The 23,480-nt window shown below is 66.0% G+C and carries 21 protein-coding genes and 1 tRNA gene; 12 read left to right on the forward strand and 10 right to left on the reverse strand.

Going from position 1 to position 23,480, the window contains the following annotated elements:
* Positions 1 to 58 precede the first annotated feature (58 nt).
* From FHR73_RS02850 to FHR73_RS02885, 8 genes are all read left to right on the forward strand, one after another.
* A complete protein-coding gene (locus FHR73_RS02850) occupies positions 59 to 271 on the forward strand; it encodes a PLDc N-terminal domain-containing protein (RefSeq protein ID WP_026083979.1) in 213 nt (70 codons plus the stop codon).
* Between the two features lie 96 nt (positions 272 to 367).
* Complete coding sequence (gene speE, locus FHR73_RS02855) at positions 368 to 1,219, forward strand: polyamine aminopropyltransferase (RefSeq protein WP_183629417.1); 852 nt, start codon at positions 368 to 370, stop codon at positions 1,217 to 1,219.
* Positions 1,220 to 1,323: 104 nt separating this feature from the next.
* Positions 1,324 to 1,665, forward strand: a complete 342-nt coding sequence (locus FHR73_RS02860) for a ribonuclease E inhibitor RraB (protein ID WP_183629419.1) — start codon at positions 1,324 to 1,326, stop codon at positions 1,663 to 1,665.
* A 257-nt stretch (positions 1,666 to 1,922) separates the two neighbouring features.
* Positions 1,923 to 3,332: a circularly permuted type 2 ATP-grasp protein gene (locus FHR73_RS02865; RefSeq protein ID WP_183629422.1), complete on the forward strand. Its 1,410-nt coding sequence runs from the start codon at positions 1,923 to 1,925 to the stop codon at positions 3,330 to 3,332.
* A 62-nt stretch (positions 3,333 to 3,394) separates the two neighbouring features.
* Positions 3,395 to 4,348 carry an alpha-E domain-containing protein gene (locus tag FHR73_RS02870; RefSeq protein WP_007159008.1) on the forward strand — a complete coding sequence of 318 codons (954 nt, stop codon included), beginning with the start codon at positions 3,395 to 3,397 and terminating at the stop codon, positions 4,346 to 4,348.
* Entirely contained in the window at positions 4,345 to 5,145 is an 801-nt protein-coding gene (locus FHR73_RS02875; RefSeq protein WP_183629424.1) for a transglutaminase family protein, read from the forward strand. The genes FHR73_RS02870 and FHR73_RS02875 overlap by 4 nt, the downstream gene beginning before the upstream one ends.
* 97 nt (positions 5,146 to 5,242) lie before the next feature.
* On the forward strand, positions 5,243 to 5,980 hold the full coding sequence (locus FHR73_RS02880) for a proteasome-type protease (RefSeq protein WP_183629426.1): 738 nt from the start codon (positions 5,243 to 5,245) through the stop codon (positions 5,978 to 5,980).
* 533 nt (positions 5,981 to 6,513) lie between these two features.
* Positions 6,514 to 6,603 (forward strand) — tRNA-Ser (locus FHR73_RS02885).
* A gap of 73 nt (positions 6,604 to 6,676) precedes the next feature.
* On the opposite strand, the gene FHR73_RS02890 is transcribed toward FHR73_RS02885, so the two are convergent.
* From FHR73_RS02890 to FHR73_RS02900, 3 genes are all read right to left on the reverse strand, one after another.
* Entirely contained in the window at positions 6,677 to 7,489 is an 813-nt protein-coding gene (locus FHR73_RS02890) for an HDOD domain-containing protein (protein WP_183629428.1), read from the reverse strand.
* Between the two features lie 184 nt (positions 7,490 to 7,673).
* Entirely contained in the window at positions 7,674 to 8,402 is a 729-nt protein-coding gene (gene lpxH, locus FHR73_RS02895) for a UDP-2,3-diacylglucosamine diphosphatase (protein WP_183629430.1), read from the reverse strand.
* On the reverse strand, positions 8,399 to 8,893 hold the full coding sequence (locus tag FHR73_RS02900) for a peptidylprolyl isomerase (protein WP_007158996.1): 495 nt from the start codon (positions 8,891 to 8,893) through the stop codon (positions 8,399 to 8,401). The genes lpxH and FHR73_RS02900 overlap by 4 nt, the downstream gene beginning before the upstream one ends.
* 146 nt (positions 8,894 to 9,039) lie before the next feature.
* On the opposite strand from FHR73_RS02900, the gene FHR73_RS02905 reads away from it, so the two are divergent.
* Positions 9,040 to 10,728, forward strand: a complete 1,689-nt coding sequence (locus tag FHR73_RS02905) for a glutamine--tRNA ligase/YqeY domain fusion protein (protein WP_183629432.1) — start codon at positions 9,040 to 9,042, stop codon at positions 10,726 to 10,728.
* A complete protein-coding gene (gene cysS, locus FHR73_RS02910; RefSeq protein WP_183629434.1) occupies positions 10,728 to 12,113 on the forward strand; it encodes a cysteine--tRNA ligase in 1,386 nt (461 codons plus the stop codon). Before FHR73_RS02905 ends, cysS begins: the two co-directional genes overlap by 1 nt.
* 252 nt (positions 12,114 to 12,365) lie before the next feature.
* On the opposite strand, the gene FHR73_RS02915 is transcribed toward cysS, so the two are convergent.
* Positions 12,366 to 13,682, reverse strand: a complete 1,317-nt coding sequence (locus FHR73_RS02915) for a DEAD/DEAH box helicase (protein WP_183629436.1) — start codon at positions 13,680 to 13,682, stop codon at positions 12,366 to 12,368.
* A 138-nt stretch (positions 13,683 to 13,820) separates the two neighbouring features.
* On the opposite strand from FHR73_RS02915, the gene FHR73_RS02920 reads away from it, so the two are divergent.
* Positions 13,821 to 15,713: an alkaline phosphatase family protein gene (locus FHR73_RS02920; RefSeq protein ID WP_183629438.1), complete on the forward strand. Its 1,893-nt coding sequence runs from the start codon at positions 13,821 to 13,823 to the stop codon at positions 15,711 to 15,713.
* Positions 15,714 to 15,715: 2 nt separating this feature from the next.
* Here FHR73_RS02920 and FHR73_RS02925 read toward each other — a convergent pair whose 3' ends face one another.
* From FHR73_RS02925 to FHR73_RS02950, 6 genes are all read right to left on the reverse strand, one after another.
* Entirely contained in the window at positions 15,716 to 16,948 is a 1,233-nt protein-coding gene (locus tag FHR73_RS02925; RefSeq protein ID WP_183629440.1) for a TIGR03862 family flavoprotein, read from the reverse strand.
* Positions 16,949 to 16,994: 46 nt separating this feature from the next.
* Positions 16,995 to 18,236, reverse strand: a complete 1,242-nt coding sequence (locus FHR73_RS02930) for a zinc-dependent alcohol dehydrogenase (RefSeq protein WP_183629442.1) — start codon at positions 18,234 to 18,236, stop codon at positions 16,995 to 16,997.
* A gap of 153 nt (positions 18,237 to 18,389) precedes the next feature.
* Positions 18,390 to 19,166, reverse strand: coding sequence for an NYN domain-containing protein (locus FHR73_RS02935; RefSeq protein ID WP_183629444.1), 777 nt, complete (start codon positions 19,164 to 19,166; stop codon positions 18,390 to 18,392).
* Positions 19,167 to 19,178: 12 nt separating this feature from the next.
* Positions 19,179 to 20,105, reverse strand: coding sequence for a histone deacetylase (locus FHR73_RS02940; RefSeq protein WP_183629446.1), 927 nt, complete (start codon positions 20,103 to 20,105; stop codon positions 19,179 to 19,181).
* The gene (locus FHR73_RS02945) at positions 20,102 to 20,734 is read right to left on the reverse strand and encodes an exopolysaccharide biosynthesis protein (protein WP_183629448.1); all 633 of its coding nucleotides are present in this window, start codon (positions 20,732 to 20,734) and stop codon (positions 20,102 to 20,104) included. The genes FHR73_RS02940 and FHR73_RS02945 overlap by 4 nt, the downstream gene beginning before the upstream one ends.
* Entirely contained in the window at positions 20,731 to 22,347 is a 1,617-nt protein-coding gene (locus FHR73_RS02950) for a histidine kinase famiy protein (RefSeq protein WP_183629450.1), read from the reverse strand. Before FHR73_RS02950 ends, FHR73_RS02945 begins: the two co-directional genes overlap by 4 nt.
* Before the next feature lie 171 nt (positions 22,348 to 22,518).
* Between FHR73_RS02950 and tesB the strand changes: the two genes are divergently transcribed.
* Positions 22,519 to 23,379, forward strand: coding sequence for an acyl-CoA thioesterase II (tesB, locus tag FHR73_RS02955; RefSeq protein ID WP_183629452.1), 861 nt, complete (start codon positions 22,519 to 22,521; stop codon positions 23,377 to 23,379).
* Positions 23,380 to 23,480 lie beyond the last annotated feature (101 nt).

Below are 23,480 nucleotides of genomic sequence, written 5' to 3' on the forward strand. Positions count from 1 at the left end.
CCTCATCGCCAGTCCCAATTGACGAGACCTGTGTCCTCGCAACGGGAGTCGCGACATGATCAATTCCACCATCGGCGGTGTACTGGGCTTCATCGTCTTCCTGCTCGACATCTGGGCCATCGTCAACGTCATCCGCAGTGACAGCACCAGCAACGCCAAGATCGGCTGGACGGTGCTCATCATCGTGCTGCCGGTGATCGGCCTGATCGCCTGGGCCGCCGCCGGACCGCGCGGCAATCGCTCGGCCACGGCGCCCACGCACAAGGGCTAGCCAGCACAACGCTGGAGCCTGTCACATCCAGCTCTTACAATGCCCGGCTTTTGGCCGGGCATTGTCTGTCTCGGCCAGCCACCTGCGGAGATCGACATGAGCGACTACCTGGAAACCCTCTACGACGGCTACGGTCAGCGATTCACCGTCGAGCGCATGCTTCACGAGGTGCGCACCGAGCACCAGCACCTGGTGATCTTCCAGAACGCCGTGCTGGGCAAGGTCATGGCGCTGGATGGCGTCATCCAGACCACCGAAGCCGACGAATTCATCTATCACGAGATGCTCACCCACGTGCCCCTGCTGGCTCATCCGGCGCCCAGGCGAGTGCTCATCATCGGCGGTGGCGACGGCGGCATCCTGCGCGAGGTGGCCAAGCACCAGGGCGTCGAGCACATCACCATGGTCGAGATCGACGGTTCGGTGGTGGCCATGTGCAAGGAGCACTTCCCCGGGCATTCGGCGGGCGCCTTCGACGACCCGCGGCTGAAGCTGGTGATCGACGACGGCATGAACTTCGTCGCCAACACCACCGAGCGCTACGACGTCATCATCTCCGACTCGACCGATCCCATCGGCCCGGCGGAGGTGCTGTTCTCGGAGAACTTCTACCAGGCCTGCCATCGCTGCCTGAACGAAGGCGGTGTCATGGTGGCCCAGAACGGTACGCCCTTCCTTCAGCTGGAGGAGGTCAGGACCACGGCCAGCCGCATGTCCGGGCTGTTCGCCGACTGGCACTTTTATCTGTCAGCGGTGCCTACCTACATAGGGGGCGTCATGACCCTCGCCTGGGGCAGCAAGGACACGACCTTGCGTCGGCAAGATGCCGAAACCCTGGCGCAGCGCTACAGTGATACAGGCATCCAGACCCGTTACTACACCCCGGAGCTGCATGCTGCTGCCTTTGCTCTACCTCGATACGTGCTGGAGGCCATCGGCAAGGCGTAAGCCCTGGCGGTCGCGGCACCGTTCGAGTTCTCAGCCGCGACTCGCCGGACGTCGGTAGCGACGACCCGGCGAGAAGATCATCCGAACCAGAGGAGGGTTGTCCCATGTCCTTGTCGTTTGCCGATGATGTGAGCTTGAACCTGCTGCAACGGATGAAGGAGGGCGGCTTCGACTTCGCCCGCTTCCATCCCATCGACTTCTTCGCCATCTTCGCCGATGAAGGCAAGGCCCGCATTGCCGCGGACCAGTTTCATGGCGAATCCCTCAACACCCAGGTGATGCTCCACGAAGAGGGTGGCTGGCATCTGCAGGTCAGCAAGGTGATGTTCGCCACCCATGCCACCATCAACGATTTCGAGAGCGATCTCGAGGCGGTGGTGGTACCCCTGGGGGGTCAGCTCGATGGCTGGGGCGTCACCCAGGAAGTCAGCCGCAGCTCCGCCTGATCCCGGGCGCCCCGAGGCGGCATCCCGCCAGGGATGTCCGTCTCTTCCGTTGAAATCACTCCGCCGCTCAATCATCGCACTTTCCGCCTGGCGCACCGTCTTAGGCTCATGACGGAAACGTTGCGGTGCATGCGCACGCTTACGTGCCTGGCTTTGGTGCACCGCGCGACCCGCCGCCCTGCAAACGCTTGATCTACAAGCTTCTTGCGCTGGCACGCGGCTTGCGAAGCTGCACCGTGGGTGACAAGGAGATCGGCATGAGCCGCCAACTGTATAACGAGATGTATGACGTCCAGGCACAATGTCGACCGCACTATGGTCGCTATGCCCAGTGGCTGAGCGAGACACCCCCGGAACTCCTGGCCCAGCGGCGGCGTGAAGCCGATCTGCTGTTCCATCGCGCCGGGATCACCTTCACCCTCTATGGCGACGAACAGGGCACGGAGCGCCTGATTCCCTTCGACGCCCTGCCGCGCGCCATTCCCGCCAGCGAATGGCAGATCATCGAACGCGGCTGCATCCAGCGCGTCCAGGCGCTGAATCTCTTTCTCCACGACCTCTATCACGACCAGCGCATCATCAAGGCCGGGGTCATCCCCGCCGAGCAGGTGCTGGCCAACGACCAGTACCAGCTGGCGATGCAGGGGCTGGACCTGCCCAATGGCATCTACGCCCATATCGCCGGGGTCGACCTGGTGCGCGATGGCGACGGTGCCTACTATGTGCTGGAAGACAACCTGCGCACCCCCAGCGGGGTGTCCTACATGCTCGAGAACCGCAAGATGATGATGCGGCTGTTTCCCGAGCTGTTCACCCTGGAGCGCATCGCGCCCATCGACCACTACCCGAACATCCTGCTGGATACCCTGCGCAGCTCCACCCCGGTCAACAACCCCACGGTGGTGGTCCTCACCCCCGGACGTTTCAACAGCGCCTACTTCGAACACGCCTTCCTGGCGCGCGAGATGGGCGTGGAGCTGGTCGAGGGCGCCGATCTGCTGGTGCGCGACGAACAGGTGTTCATGCGCACCACCTCGGGCTTTCGCAAGGTCGATGTCATCTACCGTCGCCTGGACGACGCCTTCCTCGACCCCCTGGCCTTCAATCCGGACTCCATGCTCGGCGTGCCCGGCCTGCTGGCCGCCTATCGCGCCGGCAATGTCATCCTGGCCAATGCCATAGGTACCGGGGTGGCCGACGACAAGTCGATCTATCCCTATGTGCCGGAGATGATCCGCTTCTATCTCAGCGAAGAACCGATCCTCTACAACGTGCCCACCTGGCAGTGCCGCAAGCCGGACGAGTTATCCCATGTCCTGGCCAACCTGCCCGAGCTGGTGGTCAAGGAAGTCCATGGCTCCGGCGGCTACGGCATGCTGGTCGGCCCCACCGCCAGCAGCGCCGAAATCGAAGCCTTCCGCGCGCGGCTCAAGGCCAATCCCAGCGCCTACATCGCCCAGCCGACCCTGTCGCTGTCCACCTGCCCGACCTTTGTCGAGAACGGCATCGCGCCGCGGCACATCGACCTGCGGCCCTTTGTGCTGTCCGGGCGGAAGACGCGCCTGGTGCCCGGTGGCCTGACCCGGGTCGCCCTGCGCGAAGGCTCGCTGGTGGTGAATTCCTCCCAGGGCGGCGGCACCAAGGACACCTGGGTGGTCCAGGACTAGATCGCCACAGAACAGCGGCCGCTCCGGCGGCCCCGCAAGGACCTTTGAAAGGCGACCCCACCATGTTGAGTCGTACCGCTGCCGATCTGTACTGGATGTCCCGCAACCTCGAGCGCGCCGAGAATCTCGCGCGGATGCTGGACGTCAGCTATTCGCTGTCGATGATGCCGCAGAGCGGGCAGGGCGGAGGGCTGGATGAACTGGCCATGCCACTGCTCATCACCGGCACCCTGGATGACTATCGGGAAAAGCACGGGGCCCTGCACCCCGAGCGCCTGCTGCACTTCTTCGCCCTGGACGAGCGCAACCCCGGCAGCATCTATTGCTGCCTGCAGGCCGCGCGCAGCAATGCCCACGCGGTGCGTGGGCGCATCACCGCCGACATGTGGGAGAACGTCAACTCCACCTGGCTGGAGATGCGCGAGATCGCCGTCACCGGCCTGATCCGTTTCGGCATCAGCCGGTTCTGCGAATGGGTCAAGGAGCGGTCCCACCTGTTCCGTGGCGCCACCGTCGGCACCATCATGAGAAATGACGCCTATCGCTTCATCCGCCTGGGCACCTTCGTCGAGCGCGCCGACAACACCCTGCGCATGCTCGACGCCCGCTACCAGGTGCTGGGGGAGGAGGAGGCGGAAGCCATCAGCGATGCCTCCGCCCGCGGCTTCTATCAGTGGAGTGCCCTGTTGCGCGCCCTGAGCGCCTTCGAGGCCTATACCGAGCTCTATCGCGATGCCCTCAACGTGCGCAACGGCGCGGAGCTGCTGTTGTTGCAGGAAGACCTGCCCCGTTCGCTGCTGGCCTGCGTGATCGAGTTGCACCGGGTACTGGCCAGTCTGCCTGGCGAGAACGGCCGCGAGGCCAAGCGCCTGGCCGCGGGGCTCGAGGCGCGGCTGCGCTACACCAGCATCGACGAGGTGCTGGAAGAGGGACTGCACGCCTGGATCGGCGATTTCATCGTCCATGTCCGCCAGCTCGGCAGCGCCATCAACACCGCTTACCTGGAGACCGTATGAGACTCGCGATCCATCACGAAACCCTGTATCGCTACGCCGACCAGGTGCGCGCCAGCATCCAGTATCTGCGCCTCACGCCCCAGGACGATGCCCGGCAGAAGATCCTCCGCTGGGAGCTGGCCCTGCCACGCCCGGCGCGGGCGCAGCGCGATCCCTTCGGCAACATCCTCCATGTGCTGACCCTGGATACCCCGCACGACGCCATCACCATCACCGCCAGCGGCCAGGTGGAGATCGACGAGGCCTTCGAGGCGGAACCCTGCCAGGCCTCGGCCTTTCCCTTCCTGCGCCAGACCCGGCTGACCGAGGCCGACGAGGCGCTGACCGCCTTCGCCCGCGAGGTCTGCGACGGTCGCCGGGATCGCGACACCCTGATCCAGCTGATGGAGCGCCTGCACGAGCGCATGACCTATGTGCCCGGTTCCACCGAAGTGGACGGCAATGCCGCCCAGGCCTTCGCCAAGGGCGCCGGGGTCTGCCAGGACCATGCCCATGCCTTCCTGGCCTGTGCCCGCAGCCTGGGCATCCCGGCGCGCTATGTCTCCGGCTATCTGTGCACCGACGACAGCGCGCACCTTTCCAGTCACGCCTGGGCGGAAGCCTGGCATGACGGCGCCTGGTACAGCTACGACGTCACCAATCGCCTGGCCCGACCGGAGCGGCACCTGCGCCTGGCGATCGGCCTGGACTACCTGGACGCCTGTCCGGTGCGTGGCATGCGCCGCGGCGGCGGGGTGGAGCACATGGAGGCCAAGGTGCTGGTCGAGCCCTTGCAGCAGGCGCAGCAACAGCAATAATCAGCGCTGCCCACAGCAGACGAAAAGGCGGCCACGGGCCGTCTTTTCTTTTGCTGGCGAGTCCGTTGCGTCGACCGTTCCATCACCCGAGGTTCGCATGACCTATTGCGTCGCCATGAAACTGCAGGATGGCCTGGTATTCGTCGCCGATTCCCGTACCAATGCCGGGGTCGACAACATCGCCACCTTTCGCAAGCTGCACCTGTTCAGCATCCCCGGCGAGCGCCTGATCGCCATCCAGTCAGCGGGCAATCTGGCCACCTCCCAGGCGGTCGTCAGTCTTCTCCGGCAACGCCTGGACAGCGAGCAGGACAACCTGCACGGGGTACCCACCCTGTACGACGCCGCCCGACTGCTGGGGCAGACCCTGCGCGAGGTCCTGCAGCGCGATGCCGAGGACGCACCCCAGGGCCACGGCCTGGACCTGAGCTGTTCCTTTCTGCTGGGTGGGCAGATCCGCGGCGCGGAGCCGGAGCTGTTCAATCTCTATCCCCATGGCAACTTCATCAGTGCCACCGAGGACACACCTTATTTCCAGATCGGCGAGAGCAAATACGGCAAGCCCATCCTGGATCGGGCGCTGACCTTCGCGACGCCGCTGGAGGAAGCCCTGCGCTGCGCACTGCTGTCCTACGACGCCACCATTCGCAGCAATCTGTCGGTCGGGCTACCGCTGGATCTGGTGGTCTATCCGCGTGATCGACTGGCGCAGGTCAGCAGTCATCGGATCGACGAGCAGGATCCCTACTTCCAGGCCTTGCGCAAGGGCTGGGGCGAGGGATTGCGTGATCTGCTGGCAGCCTTGCCGGCAGCACCTGCGGACTACTGGCGCTAGGGATCAGCCAAAGAACCGCGAGAGGTTGGGGATGACCAGTACGACGGTGGTGACGATGAGCACGAAACTCGCCTGGCGCCACTTGGGGACGGGATTCTTGAACATGACTCGGGGCCTTTATTGTTAGCTGTTTAGAGCCTTTACGTCTTCAGCGGGAAGCGCTTGCGCAACAGCGGCATGCACTTACTGATACCCGCAGGCTTGAGCACTATCCAGTAGCTATAGAACATAAATTTCAGTTTTGTGGCGGTAACCGGCCAGGCGGTTATCAGAAATGTCGTACCAGACGATTTTTCCTTTGCATTCAGGCGATTAGGAAAATGCTTACGACGCTACCGTTGGTCGGAGGTATCAGTGGCTCGGAGCGACGGGAGAGCGACCAACCGGTCATCCCGTGAACGGAGCAGGGAGCAGGCCTCTCTGGGTCGTGAATGCAAATGCATGAATCGATTGAAGAAAAAGCTTGCCATCGAAATCGCCTTTGCCTATAGTTGCGCGCCTCGGTGATGCAGATGCAGCCACTGAGCAAATCTGGTGAGGTGTCCGAGCGGTTGAAGGAGCACGCCTGGAAAGTGTGTATAGGAGAAATCTTATCGAGGGTTCGAATCCCTCCCTCACCGCCAGATTAAGAGAACCCCTGTGAGCTTAGCTCCAGGGGTTTTTTCTTGCCTGCGATTTGGCCAGGCCCTCCGAGGATCAGGCGGCCTGGGCAAAGGTCGCGGCGGTATCCCTGGCGTTGGGCAGCACGGCCGTCAGCTGTTCCAGGTCGATGCTGGCGAACAGCGGGCCACTCAGGTCCTGCACCTTGCTGTCGCCGGCGTTCTCGTGGAGCACCTCGGCCACGGCGACCGCCTGGGCCACGATCAGCGCATAGCCATGGCCTTCCGGTGCCTGCAGCGGGCGGGCCTGGTAGCCAATGGCGTCGCGCAGTACCTGGGGCAGTTGCCAACGGCGCGCCAGCTCGGCGCCCACTTCCGGATAGCCGAAGCCCAGTTGCAGGGTCTCGTCGGCTGCGCGATGGCTGCTGGCGGTGGCGCGGCCGGCCAGGCTCGGCGCCAGCTCGGGTGCGCCGCTCTGGATCAGCAGCTCGCCGATGTCATGCAGCATGCCGCAGGTAAAGGCGGTTTCCTGATCCAGGCCGGCCTGCTTGGCCAGCGGCTTGCACAGGCTGGCGACCAGGAAGCTGTTGTACCAGAAAGCCTGCAGGTCGAAGCCGGGCGCGGCCTTGAAACCGCCGGCGAAGGCCGAGGCCAGGACCAGGGTGCGCAGGGTGTTGAAGCCCAGGCGCAGGGCGGCGTCTTCGATGCTGGTGGATTCGCGGGCACCACGGAAGCGCGCCGAGTTGGCCAGGCGCAGCACCTTGGCGGCGATGACCGGGTCGCGCGCCACGGTGCGCGACAGGGTTTCAATGCTGGTGTTGGGGTCGTCGAATTGCCGAATCAGGACCTGCGCCACTTCGGGGACGTTGGGCAGGTTGTGCAGCTGGGCAAAGAGGGTGTCGAGTTGCATGGGCGTCTCCGCGGAAAAGGGTTACATCTCCTTACACCCTCGTCATCGGTCGCCTGCGCGGATTTCTGTAGTCGCCATGTGACGATCGGTCGCAGCCCGGTCGGTCGCGATCGGCTAGCCGGGCGAAATTACATTGGCGGTCAGGGACTTGCCGCCAGCGAGCCAGGCTTGGCTGGCTGCGTCATTACCGTTCGTCGAGGGCGAAATCGACCTGCGTCAGGCCCGCTGCGCTGGCTTCCAGCACCCAGCCGCGACGGTCCCAGTCGCCCAGCACGATACGTTCGGCCGGCTGGCCATCGAGCAGCAGCTCATGGCGGGCGGGTCTGTGGGTATGGCCGTGGACCAGCGTCGTCACCCGCGCGGCGCGCATTTCCCGCTCGACTTCGGCCTCGGTGACATCGGTGATGTCCATGGCCTTGGCGCGGGTCTGCTGGCGACTCTCGCTGCGCAGCTTGCGCGCCAGCTTCTGGCGGCTGGCCAGCGGCAGGTGGCGCAGGACGAAGAGGGTGAAGGGGTTGCGCAGGATGCGGCGCAGCTTCTGGTAGCCCTCGTCGCGCGTGCAGAGGGTGTCGCCATGCATCAGCAGCACGCGGCGGCCGTGGAAGTCGGCGAGATGGCGATCCGGCAGCAGGCGACAGCCGGCCTGGCGGCAGAAGGCCTTGCCGATAAGGAAGTCGCGATTGCCATGCATCAGGTAGACGGCCGTGCCACTGTCGGCCAGTTGGCGCAGGGCGGTGGCGATCTCCTGCTCGAAGGCACCCATGGCGTCGTCGCCGATCCAGGCTTCGAACAGATCGCCAAGGATGTACAGAGCCTCGGCACCGCGGGCGCGGGTTTCGAGGAGATGCAAAAACGCCCGGACCAGGTCCGGGCGTTGCGGTTCGAGATGCAGGTCGGAGACCAGTAGAATCACTCGACGATCTCGGCCTTCTCGATGATCACGTCTTCGCTCGGCACGTCCTGGTGACCGGCCTTGCTGGTGGTGGCGACGCCCTTGATGGCGTTGACCACGTCCATGCCCTCGACCACCTTGCCGAACACCGCATAGCCCCAGCCCTGGCTGGTGGGCGCGGTGTGGTTGAGGAAGGTGTTGTCGGACACGTTGATGAAGAACTGCGCCGAGGCGGAGTGCGGGTCCATGGTGCGGGCCATGGCGACGGTACCGATCGCGTTGGAGACGCCGTTGTTGGCTTCGTTCTTGATCGGGGCGCGGGTCGGCTTCTGCTTCATGCCCGGCTCGAAACCACCGCCCTGGACCATGAAGTTGCTGATCACACGGTGGAAGATGGTGCCGTCGTAGTGACCGCTCTTGACGTATTCCTTGAAGTTGGCCGCGGTTTCGGGCGCCTTGTCCTCGAAGAGTTCCAGGGTGATGACGCCGTGGTTGGTGTGCAGCTTGATCATGGCAGCGAATCCGTAGCTAAGGGGGACAGCATCCAGACCCGGCGAGGGCCTCAAGGGTTTCGCCGGGACTTGACGGGTTGGGCTATGATACGGGTTTACCTTTGCCCGGCCTACCCTGGCCGTGCGTCTGCCCAGTTAAGGATCCCATGAGCAAGCCGACTTCCGACTCGTCCACCGCCGCCAAAGCCGCCCCCGCGCATTTCCTGCGGCAGATCGTCCAGGCTGACCTGGACGCCGGCAAGCAGGCCAAGATCGTCACCCGCTTCCCCCCGGAGCCCAATGGCTACCTGCACATCGGCCACGCCAAGTCGATCTGCGTGAACTTCGGCCTGGCCAAGGAATTCGGCGGCGACTGCCATCTGCGCTTCGACGACACCAACCCGGCCAAGGAAGACCAGGAATACATCGACGCCATCAAGAGCGACGTGCACTGGCTGGGCTTCGACTGGGCCGGCGAGGTGCGCTACGCCTCCCGCTATTTCGACCAGCTCTACGCCTGGGCCGTCAACCTGATCGAGCAGGGCCTGGCCTATGTCTGCGACCTCACCCCCGAGCAGGCCCGCGAATACCGCGGCAGCCTCACCGAGCCGGGTCGCAACAGCCCCTTCCGCGACCGTTCGATGGTCGAGAACCTGGACCTCTTCGCCCGCATGAAGGCCGGCGAATTCAAGGACGGCGAAAAGGTGCTGCGGGCCAAGATCGACATGGCCTCGCCCAACATGAACCTGCGCGATCCGATCCTCTATCGCATCCGCCACGCCCATCACCACCAGACCGGCGATGCCTGGTGCATCTATCCGAGCTATGACTTCACCCATGGCCAGTCCGATGCCCTGGAAGGCGTGACCCACTCCATCTGCACCCTGGAGTTCGAGGACCATCGCCCGCTGTACGAGTGGTTCCTGGCCAAGCTGCCGGTGCCGGCGCAGCCGCGCCAGTACGAATTCGCCCGCCTCAACCTGAACTACACCGTCACCAGCAAGCGCAAGCTCAAGCAGCTGGTGGACGAAGGCCACGTGCACGGCTGGGACGATCCGCGCATGTCGACCCTGTCGGGCTATCGCCGTCGCGGCTACACCCCGGCCGCCATCCGCAACTTCTGCGAGATGATCGGCGTGACCCGCTCCAACGGCGTGGTCGACGTGGCCATGCTGGAATTCGCCATCCGCGAGGACCTAGACCAGAATGCCCCGCGCGCCATGTGCGTGCTGAAGCCCCTCAAGGTGGTGATCACCAACTACCCCGAGGGCCAGGTGGAAAATCTGGAACTGGCACGGCATCCCAAGCAGGACCTGGGCGTGCGCCAGCTGCCCTTCACCCGCGAGCTGTACATCGACCAGGGCGACTACGAAGAGAATCCGCCCAAGGGCTACAAGCGCCTGGAGCCGGGTGGCGAGGTGCGCCTGCGCGGCAGCTACGTGATCCGCGCCGACGAAGCCATCAAGGACGCCGACGGCCAGGTCGTCGAACTGCGCTGCAGCTACGATCCGGACACCCTGGGCAAGAACCCCGAGGGCCGCAAGGTCAAGGGCGTGATCCACTGGGTGCCGGCCGAGGGCAGCGTGGAGTGCGAGGTGCGCCTCTACGATCGCCTGTTCCGTTCGGCGCAGCCGGAGAAGAGCGAAGAGGGCGGCAGCTTTCTGGACAACATCAACCCCGATTCCCTGGTGGTGCTCAAGGGCTGCCGCGCCGAGCCTTCGCTGGCCCAGGCCCAGCCGGAAGACCGCTTCCAGTTCGAGCGCGAGGGCTACTTCTGCGTCGATCCCAAGGATTCGACGCCCGGCAAGCCGGTGTTCAACCGCACCGTGACCCTGCGCGATTCCTGGGGGCAATGATGGCGCTACACCTCTACAACACCCTGACCAAGACCAAGGAAGCCTTCACGCCGCTGGTGCCGGGGCAGGTGCGCATGTACGTCTGCGGCATGACCGTCTACGACTACTGCCACCTGGGCCACGGTCGCAGCATGGTGGCCTTCGACGTCATCACCCGCTGGCTGCGTCATAGCGGCTACGACCTCACCTACGTGCGCAACATCACCGACATCGACGACAAGATCATCAACCGCGCCAACGCCAACGGTGAGCCCTTCACCGACCTGGTGGCGCGGATGATCGAGGCGATGCACGAGGACGAGGCGCGGCTGAACATCAGGAAGCCCGATCAGGAGCCGCGCGCCACCGATCATATCGACGGCATGCACGCCATGATCCAGACCCTGATCGACAAGGGCTACGCCTATGCCGCGGGCAACGGCGACGTTTACTACCGGGTCAATCGCTTCGCCGGCTACGGCAAGCTGTCGCGGCGGCGTGTCGAGGACCTGCGCATCGGCGCCCGCATCGAGCCGGGCGAAGCCAAGGAAGATCCGCTGGACTTCGTGCTGTGGAAGGCCGCCAAGCCGGGCGAGCCGAGCTGGCCGTCGCCCTGGGGCGCCGGGCGGCCGGGCTGGCATATCGAGTGCTCGGTGATGTCCACTTGCTGCCTGGGCGAGACCTTCGACATCCATGGCGGCGGCAACGACCTGGAATTCCCGCACCACGAGAACGAGATCGCCCAGAGCGAGGCGGCCACCGGCAAGACCTACGCCAATGCCTGGCTGCATTGCGGGATGATCACCATCAACGGCGAGAAGATGTCCAAGTCGCTGGGCAACTTCTTCACCCTGCGCGAGGTGCTGGAGAAGTACCACCCCGAGGTGGTGCGCTACCTGCTGATCGCCAGCCACTACCGCAGTCCGATCAACTATTCGGAAGACAACCTGCGCGAAGCCAAAGGCGCCCTGGAGCGTTTCTATCATTCGCTCAAGGGGCTGCCCCAGGCTCCGGCGCAAGGCGGCGAAAGCTACGCCGAGCGCTTCGCCCAGTGCATGGACGACGACTTCAACACCGCTGGTGCCTGTGGCGTACTGTTCGAACTGGCCCGCGAGGTCAACCGCCTGCGCGAGAGCGATCCTGCTGCCGCGGCTGGCCTGGCCGGGCGTCTGCGTGAACTGGGTGAGGTATTGGGCGTGCTGCAGCTGGAGCCCGAAGCCTTCCTGCGCGCCGATGCGGCGGGCCGGGTGGACGCGGCCGAGGTCGAGGCGCTGATCCAGGCGCGCCTGAGCGCGCGCGCGGAAAAGAATTGGACGGAATCCGACCGCATCCGTGATCAGCTCACCGCCCTGGGCGTGGTGCTGGAAGACGGCAAGGGCGGCACCACCTGGCGTTTGGCGGAGTAATCGACGCCAACGGTGGAAAACGGCACAGCCTTTTCCACGCGTCGAGGTCATATCGCGGCCATGGCGGTCCGCCGATGCGGCCGCTCTTGCGGTGCCGCCGTAGGTTGGGTTGAGCGTAGCGAAGCCCAACAGGGCTTGCCTCGGGGCGCCGACCCTGTTGGGCTTCGACGATGAAGCCGTCTCAGCCCAACCTACGGGTTATACGGCCATGGCCGCGATCACCCGTCTACCGCCAGTCCACCGCCCCAATCCTTACGGCTTCTTGCGGGCCTTGCCGAAACCCGGCGACGTGCGTACCGACTTGACCTTCGGCTTGCCGTCTTCCACCCAGCGACCCAGGGGCTTGTCCGACACCGGTGCGCCCACCTTGGGCTTCTTCGGCTTCTTGGGTTTCTTCACGACCAGTCCGTTGGGTCGGGTTTCAGGGACCCGGTGATCGGGGATGAAGTCCGGTTCGTCGCGGCGCTGCAGGACCTGGCCGATCAGCGTCTCGATCGCGGCCAGCTGCTCCACTTCATCCGCGCAGACCAGGGACACGGCCTGGCCCTGGTTGCCGGCGCGCCCGGTCCGGCCGATGCGGTGGACGTAGTCCTCGGCGACGATGGGCAGGTCCAGGTTGACCACCAGCGGCAGGTCCTGGATATCCAGGCCACGGGCGGCCACGTCGGTGGCCACCAGGATGTCGGCCTCGCCGGCCTTGAAGCGGGCGAGGGCGCGCAGCCGCGCGGGCTGGGGCTTGTCGCCATGGATGGATTCCGCGGCCAGCCCCTCGGCTTGCAGCGCCTCCACCAGTTGCTCCACACCCTTGCGGGTCTTGGCGAACACCAGCACCTGGCCGTGGCGACCGCTGCGATAGAGGTGCAGGAAGAGTTCGGTCTTGCGCTTCTTGTCGACCGGCACCACCCACTGCTTGACGGTGACGGCGGCGGTGTTGCGCGGGCTGACGTCGATAGTCTGGGGATCACGCAGCACGGGGGCGGCCAACTGACGTACGGCGTCGGAGAAGGTCGCCGAGAACAGCAGGGTCTGGCGCTTGCGCGGCAGCATGACGAACAACTCGCCCAGTTGCCGCGAAAAGCCCAGGTCGAGCATGCGGTCGGCTTCGTCCAGCACCAGCAGCTGCACTTGGTCGAAGCGCACGGCGTTCTGGCTGAACAGGTCGAGCAGGCGCCCTGGGGTCGCCACCAGCACGTCCACGCCCTTGCGCAGCTTCATCATCTGCGGATTGATGCTGACGCCCCCATAGGCCACCGCGGTGCGCAGCGGCAGGTGCTGGGCGTAGTCGCGCAGACTGGCATGGACCTGTTCAGCCAGCTCGCGGGTGGGGGTCAGGATCAGCGCACGGATATGGTTGGGCGCAACCTCCGGGCCTTCCTGCACCAGTCGCTGCAGGAGCGGCAGTCCGAAGGCGCCGGTCTTGCCGGTGCCAGTCTGGGCGGCGGCCAGCAGGTCGCGACCGGCCAGCACCGCCGGGATCGCCTGGCGCTGGATGGGGGTAGGGGAGCTGTGCTCCAGGGCGCTGAGCGCCTGCAGCAGCGGATCTATGAGGCCGAGGTCGGCAAAGGTCATGACGGGCCCGGAAGGCGACGAAAAGGGAGCGAATTCTAGGCCGACTGTGACGCGTGCTCAAACTTTGTAGCCAAGCGGCGGCTGCAGGCGGAATCCCGGCACGGCATAGTGGTCAGTTCCGTGGCTACAGGAGACCCCATGAGCGCTACCCCTACCTTGCCCCCGGTCCTGGCCGGCCCGCTGCTGCGGCGCACCGAGGCCTCCCGGTTGCTGCTCTGGCTGGTGACCACCACGGCCGAGGCGCCTGTCCCGCGGCTATGGCAGGGCGAGGTCGAGCTGGGGGTTCAGGACGAGGTCCGGTGCCTGCGCCTGGGCGAGCACGCCTATCTGCAACTGATCGATGTCCGGCCAGACGCCGCGCTGCCGGTCGACGCCTTCATCCGGTACGACGTCCGGCTGCCCGCAGGCGGGATCCGCGACTGGGCGCCGCACCTGCTCTCCGCCGAGGGCGAACTGCCACGCTTCGTCCTGCGCTCGCGTTTCGACCACCTGCTCCATGGCTCCTGCCGCAAGCCTCATCACGCCTCGGCCGATGGCCTGCTCGCGGTGGATCGCCTGCTGCAGGCCTGCACGACCCCCGGGGAGCGGCCCGCGGCCCTGCTGCTCACCGGCGATCAGGTCTATGCCGATGACGTCGCCGGGCCGATGCTGCTGGCGGTGCAGGCGTTGATCCGCCGCCTCGGCCTCCATGGCGAGGGTCTCGAAGGCGCGGTGGTGGCGGACAGCGACGCGCTGATGGCCCATCCCGCCAATCTCTATCACCGAGAGGACCTGCTGCCGGCCTTCAAGTCCAACCGGGCGCTGCGCGAGAAATTCTTTGGCGGGGTGGAAAAGCCGATCTTCACCTCCACCAATGCGCACAATCACCTGGTGACGCTGAGCGAGGTGCTGGCGCTCTATCTGCTCTGCTGGTCGCCGACGCCCTGGAGCCTGATCGAAGTCGTGCCGCCGGCGCTGGACGCCAAGGACAGTGAACGCTACGCCGCCGAATCGCGCTGCATCGAGGGCTTCGTCGCGACCCTGCCCCAGGCGGCACGGGCCCTGGCCTGGGTGCCGACGCTGATGATCTTCGACGACCACGACGTCACCGACGACTGGAATCTGTCGGCCCGCTGGGAAGAGACCGCCTACGGCCATCCGTTTTCCCGGCGCATCCTCGGCAACGCGCTGCTGGCCTATCTGCTCTGCCAGGCCTGGGGCAATGCGCCCGAGTCGGTGGCCGAGCCGCTGGCGGCTACGGCCCGTCTGCTGGACACGGCGGGTGGCGACGGCCTGCTGGATTGCCCGGTGCAGAACACCTGCATCGACGATCTGCTGCGCTTCCAGGGGTGGCACTATGTGCTCAAGACCAATCCGCCGCTGATCGTGCTGGACACCCGCACCCGCCGCTGGCGCAGCGAAAGACGCCTGGAGCATCCCTCGGGCCTGATGGACTGGGAAGCCCTCTGCGAATTGCAGCAGGACCTGCTGGATCATCCCTCGGCGGTGATCGTCTCGGCCGCGCCCATGTTCGGCGTCAAGCTGATCGAGGCGGTGCAGCGCATCTTCACCTGGTTCGGCCAGCCGCTGATGGTGGATGCCGAGAACTGGATGGCCCACCCCGGGGCGGCCAAGACCATGCTCAACATCTTTCGCCACCGTCGCACCCCGGGCAACTACGTGGTGCTCTCCGGCGACGTGCACTATTCCTTCGCCTACGACATCCGCATCCGTGACCGACGGGGCGAGCCGCGGCTCTGGCAGATAACCAGCAGCGGCATCAAGAACGAATTTCCGCCGCGTCTGCTGGCGACCCTCGACCGACTCAATCGCTGGCTCTATGCGCCCTGGTCGCCGCTCAACGGCTTCACCAAGCGTCGCCGCTGGGAGCTGCAGCCACGCCTGCCCGATCGCCGCGAGGCCGGCGAGCGGCTGTGGAACGGTGCCGGTATCGGCCAGGTGCTGCTGGACGAGGAAGGGCGGCCGGCGGTGATCCGCCAGCACAATGCCGATGGCTCCCCGGCCACCGAGTTCGTCGAACGTCCTACCTGACGCTAGCGGTCGGCCAGCCAGCGCAGCACGCCCTGGCCCGCCGCCCGGCCGCTGGCAAAGCAGGCCGTGAGCAGATAGCCGCCTGTGGGTGCTTCCCAGTCGAGCATCTCGCCGGCGCAGAAGACCCCCGGTAACTGCCGCAGCATCAGGCCCTCGTCCAGCGCTTCCAGGGGCACGCCGCCCGCGCTGCTGATGGCTTCCGCCAGGGGGCGCGGTCTGACTACGGTGAGGGGCGCGGCCTTGCAGGCCTGGGCCAGCCGCGCCATGTCCTGGAAGGTCTCCAGCGGGGCCAACTCGCGAAGCAGGGCGGCCCGGGCGCCGTCGATCCCGGCATGACGCCGCAGGTGATTGGCGAGGGACTGGCTGCCGCGCGGCCTGGCCAGGGCCCGGCTGAGCTCCGCGAGGTCGCGCTGGGGCGCCAGGTCCAGGGTCAGGGTCGCCTGGCCGTCGCGTTCTATGGCCATGCGGATCTCGGCAGATAGCGCATAGACCAGGCTGCCCTCGATCCCGGTTTCGGTAAGCACGAATTCGCCCTGGCGTGGCGGCTGGCCGGGCAGGGCCAGGGCCGCGGGCTTGATCGGCGCACCCGCATGGCGGGTCTTGAGGAAGTCGCTCCAGCCGGCCACCTCGAAGCCACAATTGGCCGGTTCCAGCGCGCGCAGCGTGATACCGCGCGCCGCCAGCAGCGCCTGCCAGGCACCGTCCGAGCCCAGGCGGGGCCAGCTGCCACCGCCCAACGCCAGCACGCACGCCTGGGGCTGCAGCAGGCGCTCGCCCTCCGGGGTCGCCAGGCGCAGCCGGCCCTCGGCGTCCCAGCCCAGCCAGCGACTGCGGGTATGGATGCGCACGCCCTGGTCGCGCAGCCGATGCAGCCAGGCACGCAGCAGGGGCGCAGCCTTCATGTCCGCGGGAAACACCCGTCCCGAGGTGCCGACGAAGGTCTCGATGCCCAGCTCATGGATCCAGGCGCGCAGGGCATCGCTGTCGAAGGCGTCGAGCCAGGGACTGACGTCGTTTTCGCGCTCGCGATAGCGTTGCCGAAAGGCGGCCTGCTCCTCGGCATGGGTGATATTCATGCCGCCCACGCCGGCCAGCAGGAATTTGCGGCCCACGGAAGGCATGGCGTCGAAGAGATCCACGGAAAGTCCGGCGGCGGCCAGGGTCTCGGCCGCCATCAACCCGGCAGGGCCACCCCCGATGACAGCGATGACGGGAGTGGAGGAGGAGAAGGACATGGCGGCATCCGGAAGCTACGGAAAACCGCCATTGTACTTGACGTGGCTAGACCACGCCGGCCTGGCCCAGCGGCGCCGCCAGGGGTTCTTCCAGCCGCTCGGGAATCAGCGGTTCGGTGCGCCCCGGCGTCAGGATCACCTTGCGGCAATCCTCCTGCTTCTTGTCGAAGATCTTGTAGCCCTCGACCGCCTGCTCCAGGGACATCCGGTGGGTGATGATCGCCTCCGGCGCCAGGTCGCCCCGCTCGATGTGTTCCAGCAACTCCGGCAGGTAACGCTGCACGTGGGTCTGGCCCATCTTGAAGGTCAGGCCCTTGTCGAAGGCGTCGCCGAACAGGAAGCCGTGGATGAAGCCGGCATAGACGCCCGGTACGCTCACGGTACCGCCACGGCGGACCGCGGCGATGCACTGGCGCAGGGCCTTGCCGCTGCTGCCTTCCAGCTTGAGGTTGGCGAGGATGGTCTCGGTGGTGCTGCCCTTGGCCTCGAAGCCCACCGCATCGACCACGCCGTCGACGCCGCGCTTGCCGGGCGTCTGTTCGATGATGGTCGCGGCCGGGTCATCGTCTTCGTCGAAGTTGATCGGGATGACGCCATAGGTCTGCTGGGCGTAGGCCAGGCGGTAGGGGTGGTGATCGACCATGAAGATACGCTCGGCGCCGAGCATTCGCGCACAGGCCGCCGACAGCAGGCCGACCGGCCCGGCGCCATAGATGGCGATGCTCGACCCCTGGCCAATGCCGGTGTTGAGCACGGCCTGCCAGGCGGTGGGCAGGATGTCGGAAAGGAACAGCACCTTTTCGTCGGCCAGGGTCCCGGGCACCTTGAAGGGACCGGTGTTGGCCTTGGGCACCCGCACGTATTCGGCCTGGCCACCCGGCACGCCGCCATAGAGATGGCTGAAGCCGAACAGCGCCGCGCCCGGCGGGATCTGCTTCTTGTTGAGGATGGCGCCGCGGCCGGTATTGGTGGTCTCGCAGGCGGCGTAGAGATCCTGGTTGCAGAAGAAACAGCTGCCACAGGCGATGACGAAGGGAATCACCACCCGGTCGCCCTTCTGCACGGCGGTGACCGCCGAGCCGGTCTCCTCGACGATGCCCATGAATTCGTGGCCGAAGATATCCCCGTGTTCGACGGTGGGGATCTTGCCGCGATAGAGGTGCAGGTCCGAGCCGCAGATCGCCGTGGCGGTCACCCGCAGGACGATGTCGTCGGCATCCTGGATGGTCGGATCAGGGACGGTATCGACGCGGACATCGTGGGCACCGTGGTAGGTCAAGGCTCGCATGGCGGTCTCCGTAGGGCGGTAAGCACCTAGGGTGGAGGCCACCGCCAGCCGAGCGGTTCCGCGGTCTCGGACCGGTGGTATGGCGATCTGATGGCGACCGATCGCGACTTTTGCTGCCAGCGCCCGGGCCAGAGCCGGGCAGGCGCAGCGGCGTCAGCGGTTGCGGATATAGACGGCCTTGCCCGCGCTGCCGTCGGCAGGGTCGCGTTCCTGGACCTCGAAACGATCGCCGTGGGCCTTGACCAGGCCGCTGAACTTGCGATGCCCATAGAGGCGGGCGTCGAAGTCCGGACGCACCTTGCCCAGGTTGGTGCCGACCATGCCCAGATTGGCCCAGCCGCCTTCGTCGGAAGCGTCTTCCACCGCCTGTTCGATGAGCTTGAGGATGGTGCTCAGCTTGGGCTTGCCACGGTTGGTGGTGGCCGGCTTGTCGCTGGTGCTGGTGGCTTCCCGCGACTCTTCCCGCGGCTTGGACCTGAGGATCTCGGTGTAGATGAATCTGTCGCAGGCCGAGACGAAGGGATCCGGGGTCTTTTCCTCGCCGAAGCCATAGACCGTCAGCCCTTCCTCGCGCAGTCGCGCCGCCAGGCGGGTGAAGTCGCTGTCGCTGGACACCAGGCAGAAGCCGTCGAAACGACGGGTGTAGAGCAGGTCCATGGCGTCGATGATCAGGGCGCTGTCGGTGGCGTTCTTGCCCTTGGTGTAGCCGAATTGCTGCACCGGCTGGATGGAGTGGTCGAGCAGTACCTTCTTCCAGCTGTTGAGTTGCGGCTGGGTCCAGTCGCCGTAGATGCGCTTGACGCTGGCCACGCCGAAGCGGGCGATCTCGGCCATGAGGCCGTCGACGATGGCGGCCGGTGCGTTGTCGGCATCGATCAGCACCGCCAGGCGCGCCTGGCTGGATTCGGCGGGTTTGGCGATCTTGCTCATGAAAACTCCCGTTCAGTTCAGGCCCAGCTCGTGCCAGACCTGGGTTGCCGTGTGATGGAGGATGCCGTGCCGGCGGGCCAGGGCCAGCCGATCGGCCGAATAGCCGCCGCCGATCACCCCCACCACCGGTATATCCGCCGCCAGGCAGCGCCGCAAGACCAGGCCGTCGCGGGCGGCGAGGCCGGCGTCGGTCAGGTCCAGATAGCCCAGGGCGTCGTCGCGATGGACGTCGACGCCGGCGTCGTAGAGCACCACGTCGGGCTGATGGAGCGGCAGCAGATAACCCAGGGCCTCGTCGAGGACCCTGAGGTAGCCGGCGTCGTCCAGCCCGCGGGGCAGGGGGATGTCCCAGTCGCTGTGCGCCTTGCGCGCCGGATAGTTGGTGGCGCAGTGCAGGGAGACGGTGACGGCGTCCGGCACCTCGGCGAGGATGCGTGCCGTGCCATCGCCCTGGTGGACGTCGCAATCTAGGATCAGCACCCGTCCGGCGCGCCCGCTTTCCAGCAGCGACAGCGCCAGGATCGCCAGGTCGTTGAAGATGCAGAAGCCGGCCGGATAGTCGTGGTGCGCATGATGGGTGCCCCCGGCGAGGTGACAGGCCAGGCCATGGCGCAGCGCCAGTTCCAGGGTCAGCAGGGAGCCGCCCACGGCGCGGATGGTGCGGCGCACCAGGGCTTCGCTCCAGGGCAGGCCTAGCTGGCGCTGCAGCGGCGGTGCCAGCTCGCCAGCCTTGAATGCCTGGATGTAGGCAGGGGCATGGGCTAGCGCCAGCAGCTCGTCCGGGCAGAGTTCGGGCCGCTGCCAGTTGTCCGCGCCCAGGATACCGCTGGCGCTCAGGTGCTCGTGCAGCAGGCGGAACTTCTCCATCGGAAAGCGATGGCCCGCGGGGAAGGGCGGACTGTAGTCCTCGTGGTAGACCAGCGGCAGGCGCGTGCTCAAAACACCAGGAGCTCCAGGATGAACCAGAGGATGCCGGTGCAGAAACCCAGCGCCAGGAGGAACAGCAGGCCGTCGCGCGCGATCAGCGACAGGGCGAAGGAGGTCAAAGCCAGCCCTGCCGTGGTATTGGCGAAGGGCACCAGGTCCAGCACCGGCATGGTCGCGGCGATCAGGATGCACAGCAGCGCGGTGACGAAGTGCGCCGGGCGCGAGGTGAGCACCCGCAGCCGCGACTTGACCACCTTGTCCACCCAGCGCGCCGGCTTCTGCAGCAGCCGCAGCGACCTGCGCAGCTTGCCGCGCGAGACCGAACGCTGCAGCACCCAGCGCGGCAGCCAGAAGTGATCCCGGCCGAGCAGCAGTTGCCCACTCACCAGCATCACGAAGACGGCAATGGCGGTGGCGATGCCGGGAATGCCGGTCAGCGGCGAGATCGCCAGCACCCCCGGCAGGAGGATCATGGGGCCGAAGGAGCGGCTGCCGATGGCGTCGATCAGGTGCTGCACCGAGACCTGGCTGGGGCTGTTGCCCACGCGCTCCAGGCAGGCCAGAAAGCTCTGGAGGTCCACCGGGCCATCCTGCCCGGCATCGCAGCTGGCAAACTCGCGCTCCAGGGCCTCGTCCTTCATGGCTGGCCGCTGTCCAGCATGCGCCGGATCCAGCGGGTCAGATCCTGGCGGCCATAGGGCTTGTTGAGGATGGGGAAGCGTTCGCCGTTGCCTTCTTCCAGTTCCAGCGCGTTGTTGGCATAGCCCGTGGTCAGCAGGATGCGCAATTCGGGCTGCCGCCGCTGGGCCTCCTTGGCCAGCATCACGCCATTCATGCCGCCCGGCATGATGAGATCGCTGAACAGCAGATCGACCGCGGGTTCGCGGGCGAGGACATCCAGCGCCTGCTGGCCATTGTGGGCGACCAGCACCTGGTAGCCGGTCTCCTCCAGGATGGCCTGGGCCAGCGCCGCCACGTCCGGTCGGTCATCCACCACCAGGATGGTCTCGGAACCACCGCCGTCTTCGTGCGGGGTCGGCAGGGGTACCGGGTGCTCGCGCGCTTCCTCTTCGGAAACCGGGAAGTAGAGACGCACCGAGGTGCCTATGCCGACTTCGGAATAGAGCCTGACCAGGCCGCCCGACTGCTTGAGAAAGCCATAGACCATGGACAGGCCCAGGCCGCTGCCCTGGCCTTCGTCGCGGGTGGTGAAGAAGGGGTCCAGGGCACGCCCGAGCACGTCGGTGGACATGCCGCAGCCGGTGTCGGTCAGGGCGATGCAGACATAATGCCCCTGGGCCAGGCCGCCGTGGGCCAGGTCCTGGCCATTGACCTCGACGTTGAGGGTTTCCAGGGTCAGGGTGCCGGTGCCCCGCTCCTGCATGGCGAGGCGGGCGTTGTCGACGATATTGAGCAGCGCCGTTTCCAGCTGGATCGGATCGAGACGGCAATTCCACAGCGCCGGTGCCGGTCGGAAGATGAAGCGGAAGGGCCCGCCCAGCGCCTGGGCCAGGCGCTCCTGGCGGGCGTTGATGAGCTTGTTCAGGTCCACCGCGCGCCCGGTCAGGCGCTGCTTGCGGGCGAAGGCCAGCAGCTGCTGGGTCAGGGTCGCCGCCCGATTCACCGCGTCGCGGGTGTTGTCGACATGGCGCTTGGCCTTGTCCTTGTCCAGTTCCGGCCGGTCCAGGTTGATCCTCAGGATATCCAGGTAGCCGACCATCACCTGCAGCAGGTTGTTGAAGTCGTGGGCGATGCCACCGGTGAGCTGGCCCAGGGCTTCCATCTTCTGCGCCTGGCGCAGGGCGTCTTCGGCGTCGCGCCGACGGGAGACGTCCAGCTGCGAGGCGAAGTAGTAGCGCAGCTGCCCTTCGTGATCGAACACCGGCGAGATGAACAGCGCGTTCCAGAAGGTCGAGCCGTCCTTGCGGTAGTTGAGCAGTTCGATGTCGCAATCGCGCTGCTCGCGTACGGCATTGCGGATTTCGGCGATGTGCTCCGGGCGGGTGTCGGGCCCTTGCAGGAAGCGGCAATTGCGCCCCATCACCTCGTCCAGGGCATAGCCCGTCGTACGCAGGAAGGATTCGTTGGCGAAGATGATCGGATTATCCGGCTGGTGCGGATCCGTCACGATCATCGGCATCCGGGTCTTCTTCACGGCGGCAAAGAAGATGTCGTCGTGTCCGAGGCCCTTGCCCAGTTCCGCGATCTGCGCTGCGGAAGGGTGGGGAGACGAAGCGTTGGCGGTTTCGGTCATGGAGAGGAAGCCTGCGAGCGGACAGCGATACCTTCATTGTGACCGCTTATGCGGCCACAAGCTCCACCAGTTATCGTCATACGATGAGCAATGTGTCTGGAAGCACGGCGAACGCACAGGATTTGACCGGTTTTGCGTATGATGACCACTCTCTGTCAAGGAACCCTCCCCATGAGCAAGGTGCTGGACAACCTGGTCGATCTGCTGACCCTCGAATCCCTGGCCCCCGATCTGTATCGAGGCGGCAGCCAGGATCTCGGCTTTCCCCAGCTCTTTGGTGGACAGGTGCTGGGACAGGCGCTTTCGGCGGCCAGCCAGACCGTGCCGGAGGAGCGCCGGGTGCACTCGCTGCACGGCTACTTCCTGCGCGCCGGATCGGCGGTGGAGGCGGTGACCTATCAGGTGGATCGCATCCGCGATGGCGGCAGCTTTTCCACCCGCCGGGTCACCGCCTTCCAGGGCGAGCAGCCGATCTTCTTCTGCAGCGCCTCCTTCCATGTCGAGGAGCCGGGCTTCGAGCACCAGACGACCATGCCGGAGGTGCCCGCACCCGAGACCCTGCAGTCGGAGATCGCCCATGCCCAGCGCTATGCCGAGCTGATCCCCGCACCGTTGCGCGACAAGCTGCTGGGACCACGACCGATCGAGATGCGCCCGGTGGTCTTCACCGATCCCTTCAAGCCGGAGCCGACCGAGCCGGTCCGCCACGTCTGGTTCCGCGCCACCGGAGATCTGCCGGACCAGCCGGCGCTGCATCGCTATCTGCTGGCCTACGCCTCGGACTTCAACCTGCTGCCCAGTTCGCTGCTGCCCCATGGCACCAGCTTCTGGGATCGCTCGCTGCAGATCGCCAGTCTCGACCATGCGGTCTGGTTCCATCGCGACTTCCGCCTGGACGACTGGCTGCTGTACGCCATCGACAGCCCCTGGGCCGGCGGTGCCCGGGGCCTGTGTCGCGGCAGCATCTACAACCGCGCCGGTCAGCTGGTGGCCTCGGTGGCCCAGGAAGGACTGATTCGCAAACGCGGCTGAGGCCAGGCCCTCTAGCTGGCTATTTGCGCAGCACCCTTATAGGCTCTTGCTGCGAAGGACCGGACGCCCAGGGTGGGCGTCCAGACACACCATCAGTTTGG

This window comes from Pseudomonas sp. AS2.8, from assembly GCF_014190935.1.
Lineage (GTDB): Bacteria > Pseudomonadota > Gammaproteobacteria > Pseudomonadales > Pseudomonadaceae > Chryseomonas.